Source organism: Micromonospora sp. NPDC002389 (genome assembly GCF_040296095.1).
Classification (GTDB): Bacteria; Actinomycetota; Actinomycetes; order Mycobacteriales; family Micromonosporaceae; genus Micromonospora.
This window is the reverse complement of sequence record NZ_JBEOWP010000009.1, coordinates 39,941-64,297: the sequence shown is the minus strand read 5'-3', so window position 1 is coordinate 64,297 and position 24,357 is coordinate 39,941. Positions and strand designations below refer to the sequence as shown.

Sequence of the window (24,357 nt, the reverse complement as noted above, 5' to 3'; positions counted from 1 at the left end):
TCGTCAGGTGCCGACCGGACCGCGTCCGGCGCCGCCGCCGTGCAGGTGCGTGACCTGCGGATCAGCCTGGACGGCACACCGATCCTGGCCGGCGTCGACCTGACCGTCCAGCCCGGCGAGTGGGTCACCGTGATCGGTCCCAACGGCGCCGGCAAATCGACCCTGCTGCGGGCCGTCGGCGGCCTGCTCGCCGCGCCGGGCGCCGTCCACCTCTTCGGTACGCCGCTCAGCGCCCTGCGCCGCCGCGAACGGGCCCGGGTGGTGGCGACCGTGGCCCAGTCCCCGGTCGTACCGCCCGGAATGGCGGTGCTGGACTACGTCCTGCTCGGGCGTACGCCGTACATCCCGCCGCTGGGTCGGGAGTCCGCCGCCGACCTGGCCGTGGTGCACGAGGTGCTCGGCCGGCTGGACCTGGCCGGCTTCCAGGGCCGGGAACTGGCCACCCTCTCCGGCGGTGAGCGGCAGCGGGTCTTCCTGGCCCGCGCACTGGCACAGGGCGCCACCCTGCTGCTGCTCGACGAGCCGACCAGTGCGCTGGACATCGGTCACCAGCAGGAGGTGCTCGAACTCGTCGACCAGTTGCGCCGTACGCACGGCCTGACCGTGCTGGCCACCATGCACGATCTCTCCATCGCCGGCGAGTACGCCGACCGCATGGTGCTGCTGGCCGACGGCCGGATCGTCGCCGAGGGCACCCCGACCGAGGTGCTCACCGAGGAGATGCTCGCCCGCTACTACCGGGCCCACGTCACGGTCGTCCCCGGCCCCCACGGCCCCCTGGTCCTCCCCACCCGCCCCCGCTGACGGGTGGCGGTGAGGGCGGGACGGTCAGGAGATCAGGGCGATGAGGGAGAAGAGGGCGCCGTGCGGGTCGCGTAGGGCGGTGACGCGGCCGGCGGGAATGTCCCGGGGCGGGACGAGGATGGTGCCGCCCAGCTCGGCGGCGCGGGCGGCGGTGGCGTCGGCGTCGACGACCGAGAAGTACAGCGTCCAGTACGCCGGTGAGTCGGCCGGGAACTCCGCACCCAGCGGCGGCATCATCCCGGCCACCAGGCGGTCACCCAGCCGCCAACCGGTGTAGGCGACCTGCCCCATCGGCTCCTCCTCGGGCTGCCACCCGAAGACCAGCTCGTAGAAGACCCGTGCCCCGTCCGGGTCGGGGGTGACCAGCTCGGTCCAGCACATCGCCCCCGGCACGTCGAAGACGCCGGCCCCGGCGAAGGTCATCGGCTGCCAGACGCTGAACGCGGCACCGGCCGGGTCGCTGAACACCGCCATCCGACCCCGGTCGAACACCTCGAACGGGGGTACCACCACCTGCCCGCCGGCCCGCTCCACGCGGCCGGCGACCAGGTCGGCGTCGTCGGTGGCGACGTACGTCGACCAGATCGGCACCTGGTCGGGTACGGCCGGCGGCCCCACACCGGCCACCGGTCGCCCACCGAGCAGGAAGACGGTGTAACCGCCCGCCTCCGGTTCGGGATCGACCCGACCGGTCCAGCCGAACAGCTCGGGATAGAACCGTCGGGCCGCGTCCAGCCCCGGGGTGGCCAGATCGGCCCAGCAGGGGGTGCCCGGCGCGACGTCGACCACTCCCCACCCCTCTCGGCTCGGGGCGCTCGCCGCTCGACCGCCCTCACCGGCATCGTGGCACCGCCCGGCCGCCGCCCGAGGGAAACGGCCGGAACGTCAACTGAACCGGCGACCCTCGTCCCGCCGGTACGCCCACGCGCCGATCGCGGCCAGCGCCACCATCCAGACCCCGAGCATGACCAGCGACAACGTGCTGACCTGGAAGTCGCCGACGGCCGCCCACATCAGCTCCACCGCGCCCCGGGTGGGCAGGAACGGTGCGATCGCCTCGATGAAGCCGGGCGCGTCACCGGGGGAGGAGAGCAGCCCACCGCCGAAGGCCATCGGAAAGAAGACGACCTGGGCCACCACGATCGCCGCCTTGCTCGGCAGTGAGTACCCGATGGCGAGCCCCAGCAGGGTGAACGGCACCGCGACCACGGCCACGGTGGCCAGCGCCAGCAGGAACCGGAGCAGGGTGATCTCGGCCGCCGTCAACGTCGCGGCGATCACCACCAACGGGATCAGCGACAGGTAGGTGATCAGCAGACCGGCCAGCACCCGGCCGGCGAAGCGCGGTCCGGGCCCGACGGGCAGGGTCCGGGTGTACGGGTCCCAGGGCTGTTGGCGGTCCTCGGCGACGCCCATGCCGTACTGGAAGATGTTGGCGCTCATCACCGAGAAGGTGACCATCGAGGCGGTGGCGAAGGTGGCGCCGACCGGGTCGTCGCCGGCCCACGGCACGACGAAGAAGAGCATCGCGACGGCCGGGAAGAAGGCGCTGCCGAAGAGCGCGATCGGGATGCGGACCGTCTCCAGCAGTTGGTAACGCGCGTGGGTCAGGGCGAGTGGCACGGCAGGCACTTCCTCAGACGGGGGTCGGCTCGGTGTCGGCGGTGGTGATGGCGAGGAACGCCTCCTCCAGCGAGGTCGGCCGTACCTCCAGGTCGCGGAAGTCGACGCCGCTGGTGACCAGGTCCCGGACGAGCTGGTCGGCGTCGGCGGTGAGCAGGTGCGTCCGGCCGTCGACGTGTTCGGTGCGGGCCACCCCGGGCAGCGTGGGCAGCGCGTCGGTGGTCAGGCTGACCCGGCGTACGCCGACCACGGCCCGGACGGCGTCGACGCTGTCGTCGGCGAGCACCCGACCGTGTCCGATCACCACGATCCGTCGCGCCAGCGCTTCCACCTCCTCCAGGTAGTGGCTGCTCAGCAACACTGTGCCGCCGTCGGCGTGGAAGGAGCGGATGGCTTCCCACAGGGTGTGCCGGGCCTCCACGTCGAGCCCGGTGGTCGGCTCGTCGAGCACCACCAGCCGGGGGCGGCCGACGAAGGCCAGTGCCACGGCCAGCCGGCGTTTCTGTCCACCGGACAACCCGCCGCTCTGCCGTTTCACCTGTTCAGTGAGGCCGAACCGGTCGAGCAGTTCACCTCGGGGCACCGGGTCCGGGTAGTGGGAGGAGACGAAGTCGATCACCTCGCCGACGCGCAGGGTGGCGGGCAGCCCGGTCTCCTGCGGCGTCACACCGATCCGTTGCCGGTTCGCCGCGTCCCGGGGGTCGCCGCCGAACAGCTCGACCCGGCCCGAGGTCGGCCGACGCAACCCGACCAGCAGGTTGAGCAGGGTGCTCTTGCCGGCACCGTTCGGCCCGAGCAGGCCGACCAGTTCGCCCGCGCGGACCTCCAGGTCGACCCGGTCCAGTGCGAGGACTTCGCCGTAGCGGCGGCTGACCTGGTCGGCGCGGGCGAGAATCACGGGGGCTCCTTCCACGTTGCTCCGTGTACAACGGTCTACCGTCCCGGTGCGACCGCGCAATCAGCCGAGTGGGGCGGGAAGTGGCGCGACGTGCACCACCGAGAGCCGGGACACCGCCCGGGTGAGCACCACGTACAGGCGGTGCAGACCGCGCGGTTCGGCCGCCACGATGGCGGCCGGTTCGGCGACGACCACGTGGTCGTACTCCAGACCCTTCACGCTGGTGGCCGGCATGACGGAGACCCGCGTACCCGCCGTCGGTTCGTCGATCGTCGCCGTCTCGATCCCTGCCGCCGCCAGCGCCGCGCGCAGCCCGGGCACCGCGTCGTCGGCGGCGATCACCGCGATCGACCCCTCGTGCCCGAGCGCCGCGCGCACCTCGGCCACCGTCGCCTCGGCCAGCTCGGTCACGGTACGCACCGTAAGCGTGCCGTCGTGGCGTAGCGACTCGGCCGGCGGTACGTCGACGGCGAGCGCCGGCAGCAGCCGGTTGGCGAACGCGAGCACCTCCGCCGGTACCCGGAAGCCGACCGTCAACGGCACCACCGTGGCGTCCGGCTTGCCCAGGTGCCGCAGGGTCTCCCGCCAGTCGGTGGCGGCCCACGGCGCGGTCGCCTGGGCCAGGTCACCGAGGAGGGTGAGCGAACCGTGCTCGCTGCGCCGGGCGATCACCCGGCACTGCATCGCGGAGAGGTCCTGTGCCTCGTCCACCACCACGTGCCCGAAGCCGGTCGGCCGCTCGATCAGCCCGGCCGCCTCGTCGATCAGGACGGCGTCGGCGGCGGTCCACCGGGTGGCCTTCGGCGTACGGGCCAGCTTCCCGGCGGTGAGCAGGGCCTGCTCGTCGGCGGTGAGCAGGCCCTGCGCTGCCGCCGCCAGCCGGGCCGGGTCGCCGAGCAGGGCGTGCACCAGCCCTTCCGGGGTGAGCGCGGGCCAGACCGCGTCCAGGAAGGTGGTGACCGGCGTCGAGCGGCCCGTCCGGCGCAGCCAGGCGTCGCTGGGCGACTCCGCCCGCCGGGCCTCGGCCTGTCTTTGCAGCAGCCCGACCACCCGGGCGCGGATCCGTTCCCGGCCGACGGCGTACGGCAGCCCTTCCGCGCGGGTCTCGTGGACCAGCCGGTGCAGCGGCTCCAACCCGATCCGCCAGCGGTACGAGCCGTCGGAGACGGTCATCGCCTCGGTCGGCTCGCCCACGTACGCGTCGACGGCCCGGCGCAGCACCTCGGCCATCCGGGCGTCGTGTTTGATCCTCGCCACCTCCGGCGGTTCCACCGCGCGTACCGCCACCCGGTCGACCAGGTCCTCGACGGTGGCCTGCGCGACCTCCACCTCACCGAGGGCGGGCAGCACCGCCGCGATGTACCCGAGGAACGCCCGGTTCGGGCCGACGACCAGCACCTTCGACCGGCGTAGCCGCTCCCGGTGCAGATAGAGCAGGTACGCGGCCCGGTGCAACCCGACCGCCGTCTTCCCGGTGCCGGGCGCGCCCTGTATGCAGATCGAGTCGCCCAGGTCGGCGCGGACCAGCTCGTCCTGCTCCGGCTGGATGGTGGCGACGATGTCGCGCATCGGCCCGATCCGGGGGCGTTCGATCTCGGCGGTGAGGATCCGGCTGGCGGTGCCGAGTTCCTCGCCACGGTCGAGGTGCTCGTCCTCGAAGCTGGTCAGCACGCCGTCGCCGAAACCGAACCGGCGGCGGACGGCGAGCCCCTGCGGGTCGCGGGCGCTGGCCCGGTAGAACGACCGCGACACCGGGGCCCGCCAGTCCAGCACCAGCGGTTCGCCCTGCTCGTCGGTGACGTGCCGGCGGCCGACGTGGTAGCGCCGCCCGGCGTGCTCGGCGTCGGCGTCACCGAAGTCGAGCCGGCCGAAGAACAGCGGCGTCCGTGGGTCGTCGGCCAGTTCGGCCACCCGCCGGGCGAGGTGCCGCCCGAGCTGCTCGGCGGTGTACGAGTCACCGGCCACCTTGTCGCCGGTGGCGAAGAGCGCCTCGGCGCGTTCGCGCATCCGGTGCAGCGCGGCTCGGGAACGGGTCAGGTGCGCTCGCTCGGCAGTCAGCTCGTCGTCGAGGCCGGACGGCGGCGGGTGCGGGGTCTGTGGGGCGTGCAGGCTCATCCACGTGCTCCTTGACGGGGAGGAAGGCTGCCGCTCGCGTGTCCGACCACGGGTCGGCGCGGGACGTCCGCTCCGGTGCTACTCACCTCGGCCGTCAGGCGGAAACGGACAGCCTACTCCCCGCCGGGCGGCCGGCAACCGGTTTTCCGCGCGGTCGGGGGATCATGTGAGCATGACGGAGGCGCACCCCGAGCCGCCCCGGGTGACGATCAGCGACCCACAGACGCTGCGCGCGATCGCTCACCCGGCCCGACTCGCGATCATGGAACATCTCGCATCGACCGACGCGTCGGTCACCGCCACGGAGTGCGCCGAGGTGGTCGGCCTGTCCCCGAGTGCGACCAGCTACCACCTTCGGGCGCTGGCCCGGTTCGGGTTGGTGGAGCAGGCGCCGAGCCGGGGGGACGCGCGGGAGCGACTGTGGCGCGGCAAGGTCCAGTCCTGGACGATCGACGCCGATCGGAATGCCGACCCGTCGGTACGCGCCGCCGGACAGACCCTGGTGGAGGTGTTCCTCGCCCGTGACCTGGAGCGTAGCCGCGACTGGCTGCGGCGGGCCCCGGACGAGCCGGAGGAGTGGTACGAGAGCGCGATCCTCAGCGATTCCATGCTTCTGCTCACCGCCGACGAGTTGGCCGGGCTGAACAGGGCGGTGCTCGACCTGCTGCGGCCGTACCGCAAGCGAACCCGGACCGACCCGCCGCCCGCAGCCCGTCGAGTGGCCATCCACTACAAGGCGCTGCCGCTGGATTGACCGGGGTTGTGCCGACCAGATGTGAAGCATTACCTTCGAAGCATGTCTTTCACAACTGGCGGATCGCGCTGGTCCGATGTGGGTCTCGCCACCGGCGGCCGGGGCATCGCCACCTGTGGCCAGTTCCTGACGGCCACCACACTGACGCTGACCCTGCAGTCCTCCGGTGCCGGTGGCCGTGCGGTGGCCGGGGTGCTGCTGGCGGGAACTCTGCCGTTGGTGGTGCTCGCCCCGCTCACCGGGCGGCTCGCAGATCGGGTGGACAGCCGGAATCTGCTGGTCGGCGCCGGTCTGGTCCAGTCGGCGATCTGCCTCGCGCTGGCGTACGCCGGCCACCCGCTACTCGTCGTCGGCCTGGTCGCGCTGCTGGCCTCCGGACTGGCGGTCACCCAGCCGGTGCTGTCGGCCCTGGTGCCCTCGATGGTGCGCCCGGCCGATCTGCCCAAGGCCACCGCGCTCAACCAGACCGCCGGTCTGCTCGGCATGCTCGCCGGCCCGGCCCTGGCCGGGTTCCTGGTCGGCGGGTTCGGCACCCGGATTCCGTTGCAGATCGGCGCGGTCAGCTACCTCGCGTTGGTCCTCGCCGGCCTGCTGATCCGGACCCGCCGAGGTGGTGCGCGGCGCGCGGTGCCGGCGGCGACCGGCGACGCGCCGGCAGCAGTGGAGGACTGGCGGCTGCGCCGGGATCCGCTGTTGCTGGCGGTGGTGGCCACCCTGGCCGGGGTGATGGCGACAGTCGGTGCGATCAGTGTCATCGAGGTCTTCTACGTACGGGAGACGCTCGGTGCCTCCGCCTCCGCCTACGGCCTGGTGACCGGGGCGTGGACACTGGGTGTGCTCTGCGGCGCCTGGATCTTCGCCCGGCTGGCCCGCCGGTTCACCGACGACGGCGCCCTGGTCCAGGGTGGTCTGCTCCTGCTGGCCGGCTGCTGCCTGATGGTGCTGATCTCGGTGACCGTGCCCACGGCGCTGCTGCTGGTGCCGATCTGGCTCGTCGGCGGCCTGTGCAACGGCGGTGACAACGTCTTCAACAACATCGTGCTGGCCCGGCGGGTGCCGGAGGCGGCTCGCGGGCGCGCCTTCGCCGCCCTGGGTGCCGCCGTGCAGGGCGCGGCGATGTTCGGCTACCTAGTCGGTGGCCTGCTGCTGGAGGTCACCGAGCCCCGCCCGCTGATCGCCGGCTGCGGGGTGGCCGGGTTGCTGGTGCTGCTCGCCTTCGCCGGGCCGGTGCGCCGGACGGTACGCGCCGAGCGTGCCCGCCGTTCCGAGCAGCCGTCGGGTGCGGGGTTGGCCACTTCCGGGTCGGCCTCCTGAGCAGATCAGGGAGGGCGGCGTTACGGTCGGGGCATGGTCGAGCGCGTCGCCCGTCCCCGGGTCGGGCACATTCAGTTCCTCAACTGCCTTCCCATCTATTGGGGGCTGATGCGCTCGGGCGCGCTGCTCGACGTCGACCTGCACAAGGACTCGCCGGACCGGCTCAGCGCCGCGCTGGTCGCCGGTGACCTGGACATCGGGCCGATCACCCTGGTCGAGTACCTGCGGCACGCCGACGAACTGCTGCTCCTGCCGGACCTGGCGGTCGGCAGCGACGGCCCGGTGCTGTCGGTCAACCTGGTCAGCACCCGCCCGCTGGCCGACCTCGACGGGGCCCGGATCGCGCTCGGATCCACCTCGCGGACCGGTGTGCTGCTCGCCCGGCTGCTGCTGCGCGAGCGGTACGGCGTCGACCCGGAGTACTTCCGGTGCCCACCGGACCTGACCCAGATGCTGCTGGAGGCCGACGCCGCGGTGCTGATCGGCGACGTGGCGCTGCGGGCCATGTACGAAGCGCCCCGGCAGGGGCTGACCGTGACCGACCTGGGGTTGGCCTGGCGGGAGTGGACCGGGCTGCCGATGGTCTTCGCCGTCTGGGCGGTCCGTCGTGACTTCGCCGCCGCCCATCCCGGCCTGGTCAAGGAGGTGCACGAGGCGTTCCTGCGCTCGCGTGACCTGTGCCTGGCCGAGCTGGACCAGGTGGCCGAGTCGGCGGCCCGCTGGGAGCCCTTCGACGCGGCCACCCTCGCCGAGTACTTCCGGGCCCTGGACTTCTCGCTCGGCGAGCGTCAGGTCGCCGGGCTCCGGGAGTTCGCCCGTCGGGCCGCCGAGATCGGCGAAGCCCCCGCGCTGCCGGCCGGCGGACCGACCTTCTTCACCCGCTGACCGCACCCCGGACCGACGGCAGCGCGGCCGTCGAGCCACCGCCGCACGTCGCCGCCGGCACTGCGGTCGGCCGCTGACCGTCCCGCACCCTCAGGTACGCGTCAGCAGCGCCTCGGTGATCTCCTGGCAGTTGTCCATGCCGTACTCGTAGCCCTTGCTGATGGGGTAACGGAGCATCACGCCCATCGTCCAGGTGTCGCCGACCGCCAGGCAGTTGACGTGGATCTCCTGCTCCTGGGTGCGGTCCACCCAGCCGTTCTTGATGGCGATCTGCTTCGCCTCGTCGGCCGGGAACGCCTTGCGGATACCGAAGTCGCCGGCACCGCGTACCAGGCGCATCTCCTTGAGCAGCCACTTGGTCCACTCGGGGCCGGCGGCCCGACCGTCGGCGATGCAGTTGCCGAGCCGGGCGGTGTCGCGGGGGGACAGCTCGGTGCGGCTCCAGCCGAGGTCGCTGGAGACCTTGCTGTCCGTCAGGTCGCAGACCGACAGCAGCCGCTTGATCGACGCGGACCGCCCGATCTGGGTGTAGAGCTGCTCGGTGCGGGTGTTGTCGCTGTCCCGGATGATCCTGGTCAGGTCGTCGAGCTTCGCGTCGCTCGGCGTCTGCCCCGCGTTCGCGGTGCGGCGCAGGTAGTCGGCGACGACCCAGGACTTGATCAGCGAGGCGGTGGTGTTGGTCTCGTCCATGTTGTCCGAGCCGATGATCTCACCCGAGCGGCGGTCCAGCACGCTCCAGCCGTACCAGCCGTCGATGTCCAGGTCGAGCTGCTTCGCCGCGAACGGCAGCGGCTCGGGCTCCGGCGACGGGCTGGGCGAGGGCGACGGGCGCGTGTGACGGTCGGTGAGCGAGCCGTCGCGGGACACCGGCGGCTCGGACCGACCCCACTCGGCGGCGGCGCGGGACTCGAAGGGCGAGCCGGGGAGTAGGCGCAGGGACACCAGCACCAGGCCGAGCAGGACGCACGCGATCGCGATGAGCCGTAGCGGGGATGTTCCGCCCTCCCGGTCGCGCTTACGGGCGGCCATCAGAGCTTCCCGACCGGCTGCTGCGGGACCTTGAGCGCGCCACCGGGCTGCGCGGTCACCAACTGGGCGGCGACGCTGGCGCAGACGTCGGCGCCGTAGTCGAGCTTTTCGGCGATCGAATAGCGAAGCATGACGGCCAGACTCCACTTCTCGGTGACCGCGAGGCAGTTGACGTGCCAGTTGCGGTCGTAATAGAGGCGGGTCCAGCCGTTCTTCATGCCGACCGGGCCCTGACTGGTGATCGACTCAGGTAGACCGTCGATGATGCCCCACCGGCCGCCGCCCCAACCCTCTACCTCGTGCTGGTCCTTGTCGGCCGTGGTGCCGCGCACCTTGCTCATCTCGGAGAGCACCCATTCGGTCCACTTCGGGCCGGCTGCCCGGCCGTCGGCGATGCAGTCGCCGAGTCGGACCGCGTCGCGCGGGGACATCCTGGTGAAGCTCCACCAGCCCTCGTACCCCTTGATGTTGCCCCGTTTGGTGTCGGTGAGGTCGCAGATGCTGATCGCGCGCTTGATCACCGGGCCGGGTTGGCCGCCCGCCGGCACCGCGTACGAGCCGCCGGCCAGGCGGTAGATGTAGTTGGTCGACGAGTCGTGGCTGTCCCGGATGGCTTTGCTGGCCGCCTTCTTCTGTGCTGCGGTCGGCTCCTCGTCGCCGAGTTGGCGCAGGTAGTCGGCGACGATCCAGGCCTTGATCATCGACTCGGTGGAGCTGGTCGCGGCCATGTTCTTCGAGCCGGAGATCTTGCCCGACTCGCGGTCCATCAGCGCCCACGAGAAGAACTCGCCCTCGAAGTCGACCGACACCTTGCCCGCCGCGAGGGTCGGCGGCGGCGGTGGCGCGGGCGGCGGGGCCGCGACGCTCTCCTGGGCGGCGTTCGCTTCGTCGCCGCTGAGTCGGGCGTACGCGGCCGGCACCAGCATGACGCCGCCGAGTAGCACCGCCGTGACGGCGAACACCATGATCACGCGAGATCGCATGAGCGGGTGAGCTCCAGATGTCAGGGCCGGGGGACCGGCTTGTTGCCAGGACTGACCGGTGTGGATCGCTTGCGGGGGCGGGGGAGGTGCCCCATCGGCTCGCGATCGTCCTGCACCGATCGGTGTGACCTGCGAAGTCTACGTCCGGATTCGCGCGACGCCAGGATCCGACACCGGTCAACTCGCCGTGAAGGCGGGATAAGAACCCGCTACGCGGCTGTTGAGAGGATTTGCCGCTCGTTTGTGACCCAGTTCATAGTTGCGGGCGCTACCCGTGGCGTGCGCCTGGTAACGCTCGGGTATCTCGTATTTCTATGACACCCCTCTGGTGTCGCAAGTTGCAAGCTGTAACACTGAGTCCATGTATGGCAATGACTTCCCGGGCGAGGACCCGCCCGGCGGCCTGCTCGGCGAGGTCGAGGCGGCGGAGGCGGCACTGCGGGCTGCGGCGGAACGGGGCCGGGCGGACGCCGATCCCGGAATGGACCTGGCGGCGTACTTCACTGCCGTGGTCGACGCCGACCAGAAGATCGAGCCGCGCGACTGGATGCCGGAGGCGTACCGGCGGACGTTGATCCGGCAGATCGCCCAGCACGCGCACTCCGAGATCATCGGCATGCAGCCGGAGGGCAACTGGATCAGCCGGGCCCCGTCGCTCAAGCGCAAGGCGATCCTGCTCGCCAAGGTGCAGGACGAGGCCGGCCACGGGCTCTACCTCTATGCCGCCGCCGAGACCCTCGGGGTGAGCCGGGACGAACTGGTCCAGCTCCTGCTGGACGGCCGGCAGAAGTACAGCTCGATCTTCAACTACCCGACTCTGACCTGGGCTGACGTCGGCGCCATCGGATGGCTGGTGGACGGCGCGGCGATCGTCAACCAGGTGCCGCTCTGCCGCTGCTCCTACGGCCCGTACGCCCGCGCGATGATCCGGGTCTGCAAGGAGGAGTCGTTCCACCAGCGCCAGGGCTACGAGATCCTGCACGTGCTGGCGCACGGCACCCCGGCCCAGCAGGCGATGGCGCAGGATGCGGTGGACCGCTGGTGGTATCCGTCACTGGCCATGTTCGGCCCGCCGGACGGCGACTCCACCCACTCGGCCCAGTCGATGGCCTGGAAGATCAAGCGTTTCTCCAACGACGAGTTGCGGCAGCGCTTCGTGGACATGTGCGTCGGCCAGGCGGAGGCGCTCGGGCTCACCCTCCCCGACCCGGACCTGCGCTGGAACGAGGAGCGCCAGGCGTACGACTACACCCAGCCCGACTACGCCGAGCTGATGCGAGTGATCAAGGGCAACGGGCCGTGCAACCGGCAGCGGATGGCGCACCGGCGCCAGGCGCACACCGACGGCGCGTGGGTGCGCGAGGCAGCCGAGGCGTACGCGGCGAAGCGGCGGACCAAAGAAAAGGTGGCAGCGTGAGCGCGAGGAGTGAGCCGATCTTGCGAGCCCCGCAGTCGCGAACCAGGGGGGTGCTGTGAGCGCGAGGAGTGAGCCGATCTTGCGAGCCCCGCAGTCGCGAACCAGGGGGGTGCTGTGAGCGCGAGGGAATCCGCACCGCTCTGGGAGGTCTTCGTCCGGGCCCGGCGGGGGCTGTCGCACACGCATGTAGGCAGCCTGCACGCGCCCGACGCCGAGCTGGCCCTGCGTAACGCCCGGGACCTCTACACCCGCCGCCAGGAGGGGGTGTCGATCTGGGTGGTGCCGGCCGGGGCGATCACCGCCTCCAGCCCGGACGAGAAGGACGCCTTCTTCGACCCGGCTGCCGACAAGGTCTACCGCCACCCCACCTTCTACGAGGTACCGGACGGGGTGGCGCACCTGTGAACGGTCCCTTCGCCTTCACGCTGGCGCTCGGCGACGACGCGTTGATCGCGGCGCAGCGGCTCGCCGAGTGGACCACCCGGGCTCCGGAGATGGAGGAGGACATCGCGCTGGCCAACATCGCCCTCGACCAGCTCGGCGCGGCCCGGCTGCTGCTGACGTACGCGGGCGAGCTGGAGGGCGCGGGCCGGGACGAGGACGCGTTGGCGTACCTGCGCGACGACCGGGAGTTCCGCAACTGTCTGCTGGTCGAGCTGCCGAACGGCGACTTCGCGGTGACCATGGCGAAGCTGCTCGTGTTGTCGGCGTACCAGCTTCCGCTCTACACCGCGTTGGCCGGCTGCTCCGACGAGCGGCTGGCCGCGATCGGCGGCAAGGCCCGCAAGGAGTCCGCCTACCACCTGGACCACGCCGCGCTCTGGGTGAAGCGGCTCGGTGACGGCACCGCCGAGTCGCACCGGCGGATGCAGGCCGGGATCGACCAGATCTGGCCGTACGCCGACGAGCTGTTCAGCCCCTGGCCGGACGCGCCGGTCGACCCGGCCACCCTCCGGGACGAGGCCGGTCGTACGGTCGCCGAGGTGCTCGCCGAGGCGACCCTCACCGTGCCGGAGTCGGCCTGGGCGCCGGCCGGTGGGCGGGACGGTGTGCACACCGAACACCTGTCGTACCTGCTCGCCGAGGCGCAGGTGTTGCACCGGGCCCATCCCGGGGCGCGCTGGTGAGCACGGACGGAGCGTCGCGATGACCGATCCGCGCGTGGCCGTCGCGTCGGTGGTGGACCCCGAGATCCGGGTGGTCACCATCGACGACCTCGGCATCCTGCGCGCGGTGGAGGAGGACCCGGCGACCGGCCGCGTCGTGGTGACCATCACCCCCACGTACACCGGCTGCCCGGCGATGGACGTCATCCGGGCCGACATCCGGCGGGCGCTGGCCGCCGCCGGGCACCCGGACGCCGAGGTGCGTACGGTGCACAGCCCGGCCTGGAGCACCGACTGGATCAGCGACGCCGGACGGGCCAAGCTGGCCGCCGCCGGCATCGCCCCTCCGCAGGCGGCAACCCGCGACGGCGTGGTCCCGCTGACCCTCGCCGTGCGCTGCCCACGCTGCGGTTCACCGCAGACCGAGCAGCTCAGCCGCTTCGGCTCCACCGCGTGCAAGGCGCTGTGGCGCTGTCGCGCCTGTTCCGAACCCTTCGACCATGTGAAGGCGCTGTGACTGTCACCATCACCCGTCCGGTCCGCCGTCGCCCGGTGTTCCACCCGTTGCCCGTCGTCGCGGTGGACCGGCTCACCTCCGACGCCGTCGCGATCACCTTCGACGTGCCCGAGGACCTGCGCGAGACCTTCGCCTTCCAGGCCGGCCAGCACCTCACCGTACGGCTGCCCGCCGACGTGAGCGGGGGTGCCGGCCAGGACGTGCGCCGGTCGTACTCGATCTGCTCCACGCCGCAGGACCTGGCCCGGCACGGGCGGCTGCGGATCGGCGTGCGGGAGATCCCCGGCGGTGCGTTCTCGGCGTACGCCTGCGGGGTGCTGCGGCGCGGCGACACCGTCGAGGTGCTGCCGCCGCTGGGGCACTTCGGCACCGCGTTCGCCCCGGACCGGGTCCGCCGCTACGGCGCGGTGGTCGCCGGGTCCGGCATCACCCCGGTGCTGTCGCTGGTCGCCACCGCTCTGGCCGTCGAGCCGGCCAGCACCTTCACCCTGGTGTACGGCAACCGCACGGCCAACTCGGTGATGTTCGCCGAGGAGTTGGCCGACCTGAAGGACCGCTACCCGACCCGGTTGCACCTGGTGCACGTGCTGTCCCGGGAGCAGACCGAGTCGCCGCTGCTCTCCGGGCGGATCGACGCCGCGCGCCTGGGCCGGTTGCTGGACACCGTGGTGCCCGGTGACGCGATCGAGGAATGGTTCCTCTGCGGCCCGTACGGGCTCGTGGTGGACGCCAAGGCGGTGCTCGTCGGGCGGGGCGTCGTCGAGTCGGCGGTGCACACCGAGCTGTTCCACGTCGACGCGCCACCGGAGCCGGTGCGCCGCCCGGGCGACGAGCCGGGCACCGGCACCGAGGTCACCATCCTGCTCGACGGTCGGTCGTCGCGCTTCAGCATGCGCCGCGACGAGCGGGTCCTGGACGCGGCGTTGAAGGTCCGCAGCGAGCTGCCGTACGCCTGCAAGGGCGGCGTCTGCTCGACCTGCCGCGCGAAGGTGGTCTCCGGCCGGGTCGAGATGGCCCGCAACTACGCGCTGGAGCCCGACGAGGTGGCCGCCGGTTACGTGCTGACCTGCCAGTCCAGCCCGATCACCGACACCGTCACCGTCGACTACGACGCCTGACGTCCACCCGCGTAACCCGCGTCACCCGCTCGGCCGGCAGTTCGCCGTGCGGGATCTGAACATGCGCGGGCTCCGCACCGTCTGTGTCGCCAGGGGATGAACGCGAGCATCGTCCGATTTTCGGGTACTGGACCCAATTGGTCCATTATGGACGAACGCTGATACGGTCATCCCGGTCAAATCCGGCTTCACAGTCAGAAAGGAAGCCATGCGCAAATTCACCTCGGTGGTGGTTGCCGCAGCCATGGCGCTCGTCGCCATGGAGGCGGTCGTCGGTGCACCCGCCCGCGCCGCAGCCCCCCAGGAGTACGTGGCACTCGGCGACTCGTACGCCTCCGGCGTTGGCGCCTTCCCGTACGACTCGGCAAGTGGCGCATGTCTGCGCAGCCCGAAGAGCTACCCGAGGTTGCTGGCCTCCAGCGTCGGCGGGTACACGGTCAAGGACGTCACCTGCAGCGGCGCCACCATGGCCGACGTGCGGAGCAAGCAGCTCTCGGCGCTGACCAGCAACACCGCGCTGGTCAGCATCACCGTCGGCGGTAACGACGCGCAGTTCTCCTCGGTGGCGCGAGGCTGCCTCACCGAGAGCGAGTGGTCCTGCGAGGTGACGACGATGTACTCGTCGTACTACGCCCGCAATCAGATGGTGGGCGAGCTCGCCGGCCTCTACGGCGAGATCAAGCGCCGGGCGCCCAAGGCGAAGGTGGTCGTACTCGGCTACCCGAGGCTGGTCGCCCCGACCGGCTCCTGCGGTGCGATCAGCCCCAGCGCCGCCAAGCGCACCTTCATGAACGGCAACGCCGACGCGGTGGCCGAGGGCACCCGCGCGGCGGCGAGCCGGGCCGGCGTCACCTTCGTCGACATGCGTCCGGTCCTCGCCGGGTACGAGGCGTGCAGCCCCAAGCCGTTCCTGCACGGGGTCAACCTGACCCGCCTCACCGAGACCTTCCACCCGAACGCGGAAGGGCACGCCGCCTACACCATGTTGCTGGCGGCCTACCGCTCCTGATCCGATCAGGTCGAGGCCCGACGGGGCCGTTCGCGTCCCGAGGGATGCGGCGGCCCCGCGTCGCCGGCCCGCCCGAGAGATCTCGGTGCGACACCGCCCTTCCGGGGGCCGTTCCGCACCAAGATCCGCTCTGCGGCGGTGGGCACCGGTCCGTTCTTGGTCACAGGAGGGCCGGGCCTGGGGGTGGTCGGTGGGAGTCGCGACGTAGGCTCGGTGGCGTGACGACGAGCCGGGAGATCGACGACATCCTGCAGCGTGGCGCGGACGGTGGGCGGATCACGCCCGAGGAGGCGCTGCTGCTCTACACCGAGGCGCCCTTCCACGCGCTGGGCGAGGCCGCCGACGCGGTACGCCGTCGGCGATACCCGGACAACATCGTCACGTACCTGATCGACCGCAACATCAACTACACCAACGTCTGCGTGACGGCGTGCAAGTTCTGCGCCTTCTATCGGGCTCCCAAGCACAGCGAGGGGTGGACCCACCCCACCGAGGAGATCCTGCGCCGCTGCGGCGAGGCGGTCGAGCTGGGCGCGACCCAGGTCATGCTCCAGGGCGGCCACCACCCGGACTACGGGGTGGAGTACTACGAGGAGCTGTTCTCCTCGGTCAAGCAGGCGTACCCGCAGCTCGCCATCCACTCGATCGGCCCGAGCGAGATCCTGCACATGGCCAAGGTCTCCGACGTCAGCCTGGACGAGGCCATCGCCCGGATCAAGGCCGCCGGGCTGGACTCGATCGCCGGTGCCGGCGCCGAGATGCTTCCGGAGCGCCCGCGCAGGGCGATCGCCCCGCTCAAGGAGTCGGGCGAGCGCTGGCTGGAGGTCATGGAGCTGGCGCACCGGCAGGGCGTCGAGTCGACCGCGACGATGATGATGGGCACCGGCGAGACGGCCGCCGAGCGGATCGAGCACCTGCGGATGATCCGCGACGTGCAGGACCGCACCCAGGGCTTCCGGTCCTTCATCCCGTGGACGTACCAGCCGGAGAACAACCATCTCAAGGGCCGGACCCAGGCGACCACGCTGGAGTACCTGCGCCTGGTGGCGGTGGCCCGGCTCTTCTTCGAGACCGTGCCGCACCTGCAGGCGTCCTGGTTGACCACCGGCAAGGACGTGGGGCAGCTCGCGCTGCACATGGGCGTGGACGACCTGGGCTCGATCATGCTGGAGGAGAACGTCATCTCCTCGGCGGGTGCCCGGCACCGCTCCAACCTGCACGAGCTGATCGGGATGATCCGCTCCGCCGACCGGATCCCGGCGCAACGGGACACGCTCTATCGGCGACTGGCCGTGCACCACACCCCCGCCGACGACCCCACCGACGAGCGGGTGGTGTCGCACTTCTCGTCGATCGCGCTGCCCGGCGGCGGTGCCGGTCGCTCCCTGCCGCTGGTCGAGGCGAACTGAGTCTCCCCAAGGTCACGAGTGGTCCCCGGAAAGGTCACGGTTCGCCAACGGTGCCGACGCTCGGCTGATCACCCGAACGGCTCGCCCCGCCCATCCAACCGGCTCGAAGCGTAGTGCCGGAGCGGCGCGGGGGCGCGCTCCCTCGGGCAACAAGAGCCATCAATCCGGACAAACCTTAAATGACCATTAGCTGAGCAGCTTGTGGCGGGTGTGATCCGGGGTGGCGCGTGTGATCGCCGACCGCTAACGTCCCCGGCCGTACGCTTCTCACCACTCCACGGGGGAGACCCTTCAATGATCTTCCGTACTCGTCGTGCCGCGAGCCTGGCCACGGCCGCGCTGCTCGCCTCGGGCGCGGTCGCCGCGTTCGGCGTACCGGCCCACGCCGCCGGCACCGAGACCGATCTGGCGATCACCTCGGCCGGCACCAAGGTCACCGACGGTGCCTGGGGCAAGATCGCCTGGGCCAAGGTCGCCAACCTGGGCAAGAACACCCCGAGCAAGGTCTCCCTCAGGGTCGACGCCTCCAAGGTGGACGAGAGCAAGCTCTGGTTCGTGACGTTCACCGAGGGCGGGTGCACGTTCGACAGTGACCCGGACCCGAACCTGTTCGTCTGCGATCTGGACAAGACCGAGATCCCCGGACCCGGCGAGACCACCGAGCTGCCGCTCCTCATGATCAAGCCCGATGGAACGGCCACCGGGCCGTACAAGGCCCCGGTCACCATCACCATCGAGTCGCCGGACGACACCGACGACAGCAACAACAGCGTCACCTTCGACGTCGAGGTGACCCCGGAGAGCGGCGTCGACCTGGGCGTCATCGTCCCGGACGTGAAGACCAGCTTCGACTTCGAGACCGGCAAGGAGGGCAAGAAGCTGCACCCCGGCGACACCGCCCTCGTCTACAGCGAGATCGCCAACCAGGGCGACCTGGTCGCACAGGGCCTCAAGCTGACCTACAAGCTGCCCGAGCACGTCAGCCTGGCCTTCCCGATCGACGGCTGCAAGACCGGCGCCGAGCGCACCGTGGTCTGCGAGGACAAGGACTTCCTGCTCGAGCAGGACAGCGTGCTGATCCTCCCGCTGCCGGTCGTGGTGGACGAGGACGTGAAGGCGCCGGTGGCCCTCAAGGGCGGCTCGCTGGAGGCCGTGGCGCACGGCGTGTTGAAGCCGGAGGCCCGGATCAGCAAGCAGGCGACCGTGCCGGACTTCGACCGGGCCGAGGTCCGGGAGATCGAGGACACCGAGTTCGCCGACATCGACCCGTCGGACAACATCGACGACTTCGCCGTGATCGTGGCGGCCACCGGTAACGGTGGCGGTGGCGGTGGCCTGCCGGTCACCGGCGTGCAGGCCGGCGCGATCGGCGCCGTCGGCGCGGGCGTCGTGCTCGCCGGTGCGGCCATGTTCCTGGTGTCCCGTCGTCGCCGGGTGGTCCTGGTGGCTCCGGGGGACGAGAAGACCAACTCCTGAGGTAGGTCCTCAATCGGCCCGCGCGGGCCGTTCACATAACGCACGGCAGTAGGGGCGGGATGGGCGACCATCCCGCCCCTACTGTCTGCGCGGTGGGCACCGGCGACCCTGGCGGTGAACGGTCGGAGGTCGGGCTGGCAGAGTGGAGGGGTGAGCACCCCGCAGGGCCAGCGCGCCAGCCTGGACAAGCAGCCGCACGAGGTCGCCGCGATGTTCGACGGGGTCGCGGCCCGCTACGACCTGACCAACACCGTCCTCTCCTTCGGGCAGGACCGGTTCTGGCGGCGGGCTACCCGCGCCGCCCTGGACCTGCGTCCCGGGGACCGGGTGCTGGACGTGGGCGCGGGCACCGGGGTCTCGACCGAGGAGCTGTCCCGCTCCGGGGCGTACGCGGTCGGCGCCGACCTGTCGCTGGGCATGCTGTACGCGGGCAAGAAGGTCCGTCCACAGGTGCCGTTGCTGGCCGGTGACGCCCTCCGGCTGCCCTTCGCCGACGCGAGCTTCGACGCGGTGACCATCTCCTTCGCGCTGCGCAACGTCAGCGACACCGATGCGGCGCTGCGCGAACTGGCGCGGGTCACCCGGCCGGGCGGCCGGCTGGTGGTCTGCGAGTTCAGCACCCCGGTCAACCCGGCCTTCCGCACCGTCTACCTGTCGTACCTGATGCGGTCGCTGCCGGCGGTGGCGCGGACGGTGTCCAGCAACCCGGACGCCTACGTCTATCTCGCCGAGTCGATCCGGGCCTGGCCGGACCAGCCGGCGTTGGCCGCGCGGGTGGGTGCGGCCGGGTGGGGCAAGGTGGCGTGGCGGAACCTGAGCGGCGGCATCGTGGCGCTGCACCGGGCCATCCGGGGCTGACCGACTTGCCCCTTTCTCGCCGCCATTTAGGTGAATTGGGTCGTTTGGTATTGCCTGCCCCTTAGGCTGGCCCGCATGACGGATGCGAACCGCGTGGCCACCGATGATGCCGCCGAGCTGGTCGACCAGCTCAGGGATCTGGCCGGCGCGGATCCGGCGGACGTGCGCCAGGTGGTGTCCGAGGTGCTCGCCGCACTGGACCGGGCCGCCGGTGGCGCGTTGCGGGAGCACCTGCCGGAGACGATTCGCGCGGGTCTGGACGCCGCCAGCCCCACCGCATAGGACTGCTCCGATGTCCCGGACCGCATGGCCGCAGCGTCCGGGAGTTCCGTCAGTGTCCTGTTTCCGTGATGTTAGGTCGCCCTAACAAACCGAGCGTACGGCGTCGGTCATAGACTCGTCCCGGCTGGCTTGTGAAGCATTTCACGAGCACTCGGGAGGAGGCGCGAATGACCGCGGTGGAGAACGACGCCGACGTGATCGTCGTGGGCGCCGGTCCCGGTGGGTCGGCGACCGCCTACCACCTGGCTCAGCACGGCGTACGCGTGCTGCTGCTGGAGAAGACCGAGTTCCCGCGCGAGAAGGTCTGCGGCGACGGGCTGACCCCGCGCGCGGTGCGGCAGTTGATCCGGATGGGTGTGGACACCTCACCGGAGGCCGGCTGGCTGCACAACCGAGGTCTGCGGGTGATCGGCGGCGGCGTCCGGCTCGAACTCGACTGGCCGGATCTGGCCAGCTTCCCGAACTACGGGCTGGTCCGCACCCGGCTCGACTTCGACGACCTGCTCGCCCAGCGGGCGGTGTCCGCCGGCGCGACGCTGCGCACCAACGTGAACGTGACCGGCCCGGTGCTCGACGGCAACGGCCGGGTGATCGGCGTGGAGGCCGAGGACGGCCCGGACAAGGCTCCGGCCACCTTCCACGCGCCGCTGGTGGTCGCCGCGGACGGCGTCTCCGGCCGCTTCCCGCTCGCCCTCGGGCTGGCCAAGCGCGAGGACCGCCCGATCGGCGTGGCGGTCCGCCGCTACTACCGCTCCGAGGCCCGGCACGACGACGACTACCTGGAGTCGTGGCTGGAGCTGCGGGCCAAGGGCACCGGTGCCCTGCTGCCCGGGTACGGCTGGATCTTCGGCCTCGGTGACGGTCGGGTCAACGTCGGCCTCGGCATCCTCAACTCCTCGTCGGCCTTCGGCAAGACCAACTACCGGCGGCTGCTCACCGACTGGCTGGCCAACACGCCGCCGGAGTGGGGGATGACCGACGAGGCCAACGCCGAGGGTTCGATCCTCGGCGCGGCGCTGCCGATGGGTTTCAACCGGGTGCCGCACTACACCCGGGGGGTCATGCTGGTCGGTGACTCCGGCGGCATGGTCAACCCGTTCAACGGCGAGGGCATCGCGTACGCCATGGAGTCCGGCGAGCTGGCCGCGGAGGTCGCGGTGCAGGCGCTGGCCCGTCCGGTCGGTGCCGAGCGGGAGCGGGCCCTGATGGCGTACCCGCAGGAGTTGAAGACCCGGTTCGGCGGCTACTACCGGCTGGGCGGGGTCTTCGTGAAGCTGATCGGCCGGCCCGAGATCATGCGCGTGGCGACCAAGCACGGCATGCCCCACCCGACCCTGATGCGCTTCGTGCTCAAGCTGCTGGCCAACCTCACCGACCCCCGTGGCGGTGACGCGATGGACCGGGTGATCAATGCGATGACCCGGGTCGCGCCCGCTGTGTAGGGGCGCGGACCAGGCAGATCGACCCCCCGCCGACGGTCGCCGGGTGGGATGTGAATAGTGTGAATTTCGCCAACGAACGAGGGCAGGGAAGGACGAGCAGGAGAAGAAGATGTCGCTCTCGCCTTACGTACCCATCATTGGGCTGTTCGCCCTCGCCGCGGCCTTCGCGCTGTTCTCCATAGGGGCTGCCCGGTTCGCCGGACCCCGGCGCTACAACAAGGCCAAGCTCGAAGCCTACGAATGTGGGATCGAGCCCAGCCCGCAACCGATCGGCGGCAGCCGGTTCCCGGTCAAGTTCTATCTGACGGCGATGCTCTTCATCGTCTTCGACGTGGAAATGATCTTCCTTTACCCGTGGGCTGTCTCCTTCGACCTCCTGCCGGTGTTCGGATTCGTCGCCATGTTGATTTTCATCGGTGCGGTCTTCGTCGCGTACGCCTACGAGTGGCGGCGCGGCGGTCTGGACTGGGACTGAGGGAGGAACGGCAATGGGTATCGAGGAGAAACTTCCCGCCGGCGTCCTGCTCACCTCGGTGGAGAAGCTCGTCAACTGGTCGCGCAAGTCGTCGGTCTGGGGTGCCACCTTCGGCCTGGCCTGCTGCGCGATCGAGATGATGGCCGCCGGTGGTCCGCACTACGACATGGGCCGGTGGGGCATGGAGGTCTTCCGGGCCTCGCCCCGTCAGGCCGACCTGATGATCGTCGCCGGCCGGGTCAGCCAGAAGATGGCCCCGGTGCTGCGCCAGATCTACGACCAGATGGCCGAGCCCCGCTGGGTGCTCTCCATGGGCGTCTGCGCCAGCAGCGGCGGCATGTTCAACAACTACGCCATCGTGCAGGGCGTGGACCACGTCGTGCCGGTCGACATGTACCTGCCGGGCTGCCCGCCCCGGCCGGAGATGCTCATCGACGCGATCCTCAAGCTGCGCGAGAAGATCGGCCACGAGCCGCTCGGCCCGAACGGTCGCAAGATGCTGGCGGCCCGCGAGGCGCGCGGTGACGTGCCGGTGGTGCCGTACGGCTCGATGCCGTCGTCGTACCGCAACGACAAGGCCCGCCGCGCCGAGTGGACGAAGGCCGTCCGCGAGGGCCGCGAGGAGCAGTTGCGGATCGAGAACTGGATGAAGGCCCAGAACCACCTCCACCCGTACGGGGGGATCAAGTGACTGACGACAAGCGAGCCGAGGGCGGCGGCGTACCGGTTCCGGTGACGCCGGCCGGGTCGACCAGCGGTGCGCCCGCCGAGTTCCCGCCGGCCGCGCCCGCCGGTCGGGGCATGTTCGGCAACCAGGGCACCGGCGACGTCTCCGGCTTCGGCGGCCTGGTCCGCCCGCGCCCGCAGCTCGCCGACTCGCCCCGGCCGTTCGGCGGCTACTTCGACGACGTGTACGACGCGCTGGAGGAGGCGTACCCGGCCTTCGGCGACGCGATCGAGAACGTGGTGGTCGACCGGGGCGAGCTGACTCTGCACATCCGCCCGGAGCGAATCGCCGAGGTGTGCCAGGTGATGCGGGACGACGCGGGGCTGCGCTTCGAGCTGCTCTCCTCGCTCTCCGGCGTGGACTACCTGGGTGCCGACGAGCGCCGGCTGCACGTGGTCTACCAGCTCACCTCGATGACCTATCGGCGACAGGTGCGGCTGGAGGCGGCCGTCTCCGTCGAGGCCCCGCACCTGCCCAGCGTCACCTCGGTCTACCCGACCGCGGACTGGCAGGAGCGGGAGGCGTACGACATGTTCGGCGTCATCTTCGACGGCCACCCGGCGCTGACCCGGATTCTCATGCCGGACGACTGGGAGGGCCACCCGCAGCGGAAGGACTACCCGCTCGGCGGCGTGCCCGTGGAGTACAAGGGCGCCGAGATCCCGCCGCCCGACAAGCGGAGGTCTTACCAGTGAACGCGAGGAGTGCAGCGAAGCGGAGCCCCGCAGTCGCGAACGAAAGGTCGGCACTGTGAGCGCGTCCAACTACGCCACCGAGCGCGAGACCACCGAAGGTCGGGTCTTCACCGTCACCGGCGGGGACTGGGACGATCTCGTCTCGGGAGTCGACCCGATCAACGAGGGTCGGATCGTCGTCAACATGGGCCCGCAGCACCCGTCCACGCACGGGGTGCTGCGGCTGGTCCTGGAGCTGGAGGGCGAGACGGTCCGGGAGGCCCGCTCGGTCGTCGGCTACCTGCACACCGGCATCGAGAAGAACCTGGAATACCGCAACTGGGTCCAGGGCTCGACGTTCGTGACCCGGATGGACTACCTCTCGCCGATCTTCAACGAGACGGCGTACTCGCTCGCGGTGGAGAAGCTGCTCGGCATCACCGACGACATCACCGAGCGGGCCAACACCATCCGGGTGCTCATGATGGAGCTGAACCGGATCTCCTCGCACCTGGTCTGGGTCGCCACCACGGCGATGGAGCTGGGCGCGATCAACATGATGCTCTACGGCTTCCGGGAGCGCGAGTACATCCTGGAGATCTTCGAGCTGATCACCGGCCTCCGGATGAACCACGCGTACGTCCGGCCGGGCGGTGTCGCCCAGGACGTGCCGGACGAGGCGATCGTCAAGATCCGCGATTTCCTCAAGCTCCTGCCGAAGCGGCTCAAGGAGTACGAGGACCTGCTCTCCGGCCAGCCGATCTGGCTGGAGCGTACGAAGAACATCGCGGTGCTCGACGTGACCGGCTGTGTCGCGCTCGGCGTCACCGGGCCGGTGCTGCGCTCCGCCGGCCTGGCCTGGGACCTGCGTAAGACCATGCCGTACTGCGGCTACGAGGACTACGAGTTCGACGTGCCGACGCACCCCGACGGCGACGTCTGGGGCCGGTACCTGGTCCGGATGGCCGAGATGCGCGAGTCGCTCAAGATCGTCGAGCAGGCGCTGGACCGGCTGGAGCCGGGACCGGTGATGGTCGCCGACAAGAAGATCGCGTGGCCGGCGCAGCTGGCCATCGGCGTCGACGGCATGGGCAACTCGCTGGAGCACGTCGCCAAGATCATGGGGCAGTCGATGGAGTCCCTGATCCACCACTTCAAGCTGGTGACGGAGGGCTTCCGGGTGCCGCCGGGCCAGGTCTACGTCGGCATCGAGTCGCCGCGCGGCGAGCTGGGTGTGCACGCGGTCTCCGACGGTGGCACCCGGCCGTACCGGGTGCACTACCGGGAGCCGAGCTTCGTCAACCTCCAGGCCCTGCCGGCGATGGCCGAGGGTGGCCTGATCGCCGACGTGATCGCCGGCGGCGCCTCGCTGGACCCCGTCATGGGAGGTTGTGACCGGTGAGCGCGAGGAGTGAGCTTGCGAGCCCCGCAGTCGCGAACGG

Annotated in this window: 25 protein-coding genes; 19 read left to right on the top strand and 6 right to left on the bottom strand. The window is 70.9% G+C overall.

Annotated elements, in window-relative coordinates; genetic code table 11:
- The first annotated feature begins 39 nt into the window (after positions 1-39).
- Positions 40-804, top strand: coding sequence for an ABC transporter ATP-binding protein (locus ABT008_RS18515; RefSeq protein ID WP_350697670.1), 765 nt, complete (start codon positions 40-42; stop codon positions 802-804).
- 24 nt (positions 805-828) lie between these two features.
- Here ABT008_RS18515 and ABT008_RS18510 read toward each other — a convergent pair whose 3' ends face one another.
- The 4 genes from ABT008_RS18510 to ABT008_RS18495 form a co-directional block, all read right to left on the bottom strand.
- A complete protein-coding gene (locus tag ABT008_RS18510; RefSeq protein ID WP_350697448.1) occupies positions 829-1,593 on the bottom strand; it encodes a VOC family protein in 765 nt (254 codons plus the stop codon).
- 96 nt (positions 1,594-1,689) lie between these two features.
- On the bottom strand, positions 1,690-2,427 hold the full coding sequence (locus tag ABT008_RS18505; protein WP_350697447.1) for an ABC transporter permease: 738 nt from the start codon (positions 2,425-2,427) through the stop codon (positions 1,690-1,692).
- A gap of 13 nt (positions 2,428-2,440) precedes the next feature.
- Entirely contained in the window at positions 2,441-3,325 is an 885-nt protein-coding gene (locus tag ABT008_RS18500) for an ABC transporter ATP-binding protein (protein ID WP_350697446.1), read from the bottom strand.
- A 60-nt stretch (positions 3,326-3,385) separates the two neighbouring features.
- Positions 3,386-5,440: a HelD family protein gene (locus ABT008_RS18495; protein WP_350697445.1), complete on the bottom strand. Its 2,055-nt coding sequence runs from the start codon at positions 5,438-5,440 to the stop codon at positions 3,386-3,388.
- Between the two features lie 172 nt (positions 5,441-5,612).
- Between ABT008_RS18495 and ABT008_RS18490 the strand changes: the two genes are divergently transcribed.
- From ABT008_RS18490 to ABT008_RS18480, 3 genes are read left to right on the top strand one after another with little or no spacing between them, the layout of a single operon-like run.
- Positions 5,613-6,194 carry an ArsR/SmtB family transcription factor gene (locus ABT008_RS18490; RefSeq protein WP_350697444.1) on the top strand — a complete coding sequence of 194 codons (582 nt, stop codon included), beginning with the start codon at positions 5,613-5,615 and terminating at the stop codon, positions 6,192-6,194.
- Between the two features lie 42 nt (positions 6,195-6,236).
- A complete protein-coding gene (locus tag ABT008_RS18485; protein ID WP_350697443.1) occupies positions 6,237-7,508 on the top strand; it encodes an MFS transporter in 1,272 nt (423 codons plus the stop codon).
- 33 nt (positions 7,509-7,541) lie between these two features.
- Positions 7,542-8,393 (top strand): menaquinone biosynthetic enzyme MqnA/MqnD family protein, encoded by an 852-nt coding sequence (locus ABT008_RS18480; RefSeq protein ID WP_350697442.1) that lies wholly within the window; start codon positions 7,542-7,544, stop codon positions 8,391-8,393.
- A 90-nt stretch (positions 8,394-8,483) separates the two neighbouring features.
- On the opposite strand, the gene ABT008_RS18475 is transcribed toward ABT008_RS18480, so the two are convergent.
- Positions 8,484-9,422: a serine hydrolase gene (locus ABT008_RS18475; protein WP_350697441.1), complete on the bottom strand. Its 939-nt coding sequence runs from the start codon at positions 9,420-9,422 to the stop codon at positions 8,484-8,486.
- Complete coding sequence (locus ABT008_RS18470) at positions 9,422-10,405, bottom strand: hypothetical protein (RefSeq protein WP_350697440.1); 984 nt, start codon at positions 10,403-10,405, stop codon at positions 9,422-9,424. The genes ABT008_RS18475 and ABT008_RS18470 overlap by 1 nt, the downstream gene beginning before the upstream one ends.
- 361 nt (positions 10,406-10,766) lie before the next feature.
- On the opposite strand from ABT008_RS18470, the gene paaA reads away from it, so the two are divergent.
- The 15 genes from paaA (at position 10,767) to ABT008_RS18395 (ending at position 24,317) form a co-directional block, all read left to right on the top strand.
- Complete coding sequence (gene paaA / locus ABT008_RS18465; protein ID WP_350697439.1) at positions 10,767-11,822, top strand: 1,2-phenylacetyl-CoA epoxidase subunit PaaA; 1,056 nt, start codon at positions 10,767-10,769, stop codon at positions 11,820-11,822.
- A gap of 114 nt (positions 11,823-11,936) precedes the next feature.
- Positions 11,937-12,227: a 1,2-phenylacetyl-CoA epoxidase subunit PaaB gene (gene paaB, locus ABT008_RS18460; protein ID WP_350697438.1), complete on the top strand. Its 291-nt coding sequence runs from the start codon at positions 11,937-11,939 to the stop codon at positions 12,225-12,227.
- On the top strand, positions 12,224-12,949 hold the full coding sequence (gene paaC / locus ABT008_RS18455; protein ID WP_350697437.1) for a 1,2-phenylacetyl-CoA epoxidase subunit PaaC: 726 nt from the start codon (positions 12,224-12,226) through the stop codon (positions 12,947-12,949). Before paaB ends, paaC begins: the two co-directional genes overlap by 4 nt.
- A 19-nt stretch (positions 12,950-12,968) precedes the next feature.
- Positions 12,969-13,445 (top strand): 1,2-phenylacetyl-CoA epoxidase subunit PaaD, encoded by a 477-nt coding sequence (paaD, locus tag ABT008_RS18450; RefSeq protein WP_350697436.1) that lies wholly within the window; start codon positions 12,969-12,971, stop codon positions 13,443-13,445.
- Positions 13,442-14,563 (top strand): 1,2-phenylacetyl-CoA epoxidase subunit PaaE, encoded by a 1,122-nt coding sequence (gene paaE / locus ABT008_RS18445; protein WP_350697435.1) that lies wholly within the window; start codon positions 13,442-13,444, stop codon positions 14,561-14,563. The genes paaD and paaE overlap by 4 nt, the downstream gene beginning before the upstream one ends.
- Positions 14,564-14,771: 208 nt before the next feature.
- Positions 14,772-15,572, top strand: coding sequence for an SGNH/GDSL hydrolase family protein (locus ABT008_RS18440; protein ID WP_350697434.1), 801 nt, complete (start codon positions 14,772-14,774; stop codon positions 15,570-15,572).
- Between the two features lie 218 nt (positions 15,573-15,790).
- On the top strand, positions 15,791-16,981 hold the full coding sequence (gene mqnC, locus ABT008_RS18435; protein ID WP_350697433.1) for a cyclic dehypoxanthinyl futalosine synthase: 1,191 nt from the start codon (positions 15,791-15,793) through the stop codon (positions 16,979-16,981).
- A 294-nt stretch (positions 16,982-17,275) separates the two neighbouring features.
- The gene (locus ABT008_RS18430; RefSeq protein ID WP_350697432.1) at positions 17,276-18,457 is read left to right on the top strand and encodes an LPXTG cell wall anchor domain-containing protein; all 1,182 of its coding nucleotides are present in this window, start codon (positions 17,276-17,278) and stop codon (positions 18,455-18,457) included.
- Between the two features lie 150 nt (positions 18,458-18,607).
- A complete protein-coding gene (locus ABT008_RS18425; RefSeq protein WP_350697431.1) occupies positions 18,608-19,315 on the top strand; it encodes a demethylmenaquinone methyltransferase in 708 nt (235 codons plus the stop codon).
- A 75-nt stretch (positions 19,316-19,390) separates the two neighbouring features.
- Positions 19,391-19,597 (top strand): hypothetical protein, encoded by a 207-nt coding sequence (locus ABT008_RS18420; RefSeq protein WP_350697430.1) that lies wholly within the window; start codon positions 19,391-19,393, stop codon positions 19,595-19,597.
- Between the two features lie 167 nt (positions 19,598-19,764).
- Positions 19,765-21,039, top strand: a complete 1,275-nt coding sequence (locus ABT008_RS18415; protein ID WP_350697429.1) for a geranylgeranyl reductase family protein — start codon at positions 19,765-19,767, stop codon at positions 21,037-21,039.
- A gap of 109 nt (positions 21,040-21,148) precedes the next feature.
- Positions 21,149-21,514: an NADH-quinone oxidoreductase subunit A gene (locus ABT008_RS18410; RefSeq protein WP_350697428.1), complete on the top strand. Its 366-nt coding sequence runs from the start codon at positions 21,149-21,151 to the stop codon at positions 21,512-21,514.
- A 13-nt stretch (positions 21,515-21,527) separates the two neighbouring features.
- A complete protein-coding gene (locus tag ABT008_RS18405; RefSeq protein ID WP_117229654.1) occupies positions 21,528-22,205 on the top strand; it encodes a NuoB/complex I 20 kDa subunit family protein in 678 nt (225 codons plus the stop codon).
- Positions 22,202-22,936: an NADH-quinone oxidoreductase subunit C gene (locus ABT008_RS18400; RefSeq protein WP_350697427.1), complete on the top strand. Its 735-nt coding sequence runs from the start codon at positions 22,202-22,204 to the stop codon at positions 22,934-22,936. The genes ABT008_RS18405 and ABT008_RS18400 overlap by 4 nt, the downstream gene beginning before the upstream one ends.
- Positions 22,937-22,991: 55 nt before the next feature.
- The gene (locus ABT008_RS18395; protein WP_131054079.1) at positions 22,992-24,317 is read left to right on the top strand and encodes an NADH-quinone oxidoreductase subunit D; all 1,326 of its coding nucleotides are present in this window, start codon (positions 22,992-22,994) and stop codon (positions 24,315-24,317) included.
- Positions 24,318-24,357 lie beyond the last annotated feature (40 nt).

Coding starts and splice junctions, on each gene's coding strand:
- ABT008_RS18490 (WP_350697444.1), top strand. CDS start 5,613: ATGACGGAGGCGCACCCCGAGCCGCCCCGGGTGACGATCAGCGACCCA.
- ABT008_RS18410 (WP_350697428.1), top strand. CDS start 21,149: ATGTCGCTCTCGCCTTACGTACCCATCATTGGGCTGTTCGCCCTCGCC.
- ABT008_RS18440 (WP_350697434.1), top strand. CDS start 14,772: ATGCGCAAATTCACCTCGGTGGTGGTTGCCGCAGCCATGGCGCTCGTC.
- ABT008_RS18495 (WP_350697445.1), bottom strand. CDS start 5,440: ATGAGCCTGCACGCCCCACAGACCCCGCACCCGCCGCCGTCCGGCCTC.
- ABT008_RS18430 (WP_350697432.1), top strand. CDS start 17,276: ATGATCTTCCGTACTCGTCGTGCCGCGAGCCTGGCCACGGCCGCGCTG.
- ABT008_RS18470 (WP_350697440.1), bottom strand. CDS start 10,405: ATGCGATCTCGCGTGATCATGGTGTTCGCCGTCACGGCGGTGCTACTC.
- ABT008_RS18485 (WP_350697443.1), top strand. CDS start 6,237: ATGTCTTTCACAACTGGCGGATCGCGCTGGTCCGATGTGGGTCTCGCC.
- ABT008_RS18420 (WP_350697430.1), top strand. CDS start 19,391: ATGACGGATGCGAACCGCGTGGCCACCGATGATGCCGCCGAGCTGGTC.
- ABT008_RS18480 (WP_350697442.1), top strand. CDS start 7,542: ATGGTCGAGCGCGTCGCCCGTCCCCGGGTCGGGCACATTCAGTTCCTC.
- paaA (WP_350697439.1), top strand. CDS start 10,767: ATGTATGGCAATGACTTCCCGGGCGAGGACCCGCCCGGCGGCCTGCTC.
- ABT008_RS18475 (WP_350697441.1), bottom strand. CDS start 9,422: ATGGCCGCCCGTAAGCGCGACCGGGAGGGCGGAACATCCCCGCTACGG.
- ABT008_RS18415 (WP_350697429.1), top strand. CDS start 19,765: ATGACCGCGGTGGAGAACGACGCCGACGTGATCGTCGTGGGCGCCGGT.
- ABT008_RS18405 (WP_117229654.1), top strand. CDS start 21,528: ATGGGTATCGAGGAGAAACTTCCCGCCGGCGTCCTGCTCACCTCGGTG.
- paaD (WP_350697436.1), top strand. CDS start 12,969: ATGACCGATCCGCGCGTGGCCGTCGCGTCGGTGGTGGACCCCGAGATC.